A 1,214-nucleotide genomic window follows, 5' to 3' on the forward strand; every position below is an offset into this window, starting at 1 on the left:
ACTTGAATAACCCTCGTTCCAACTCGAACGACAACATTGGTTTCCGATCCGCTCTGCCCCTATGTCAAGAAGCCTTATGGTTACGACCGTAAGGACAGTACAAACAGGGTTAAAGGGGTTATTTTCCGTTCCTGTAGGCAGGAAAAAGATTGAATTGCCGTAAAGACAGTTAGTAAGCATAAGCCGAAAAGAAATATATTTGTCACGTCTGAAAGGGTTAAAAACTGATTAGGTTTGTACGGCACAAATTTACAAGAGGTATGCAATGCAAAGCATAAAGAACATATATGAAAAGATTTACGATTTTGAAAATTTACATAAGGCTTGGGAGGAAGCAAGAAAAGGAAAGAGGTACAGGGATGATGTATTGATTTTCAACCGCAACTATGAAGAGCAGTTAATAAATATTCAGAATCACTTGATTTACGAAACATACGAGGTTGGGAAATATCATACCTTTTATGTTTACGAGCCAAAGAAAAGGCTCATTATGTCCTTGCCATTTAAGGACAGGATAGTACAATGGGCGATTTACAGGCAGTTATTTCCGTTGTACGAAAAGACATTTATCTTTGATTCCTACGCCTGTCGCAAGGGCAAGGGAACGCATAAGGCAGCCGACAGGTTGCAGTATTGGTTAAGGCAGACCGAAAGGAAGCCGGAACGGTACTATTATCTGAAAATGGATATATCAAAGTATTTCTACAGGGTAGACCACGATATTTTATTAAAGATTTTAGCACGCAGGATTAAAGACCAACGATTACTCAACCTGTTGGAAAAGATTATAAATTGCGAATCTATGAATTTTGGATTACCGCCCGGGAAAGAGCCGGACGAAGTGGAGGTATCGGACAGGTTAGGTAATAAAGGGATGCCGATAGGCAACCTTACCTCACAGATGTTTGCAAACATTTACCTTAATGAGGTAGACCAATACGCAAAGCATGAGTTGGGATTGCATTACTACATCCGATATATGGATGATATTATCATACTCCACCATGATAAGAAGTATTTAGCGGAGGTAAAAGAGTTGTTAAGAACATTTTTAGCAGATGAATTAAGGCTAGATTTGAACAATAAGACAGCTATAAGACCGTGCAGCATGGGAGTTGATTTTGTTGGATTCAGAATATGGGCCACACACCGCAGATTAAAGAAGAAAACGGCGGTAAAAATCAAGCGGAATCTTAAACGGCAGATTGCAAAGG

The 1,214-nt window shown here is 39.6% G+C and carries 1 protein-coding gene; it reads left to right on the plus strand.

The annotated features are described in order from the left end of the window. Positions 1 to 265: 265 nt before the first annotated feature. Positions 266 to 1,214 (plus strand): reverse transcriptase domain-containing protein (locus ACQY63_RS12340; protein WP_428245325.1); only part of this gene is annotated, 949 nt, incomplete at its 3' end.

Source organism: Eubacterium sp. Marseille-QA0814, assembly GCF_965119675.1.
GTDB lineage: Bacteria > Bacillota > Clostridia > Lachnospirales > Lachnospiraceae > Eubacterium_G.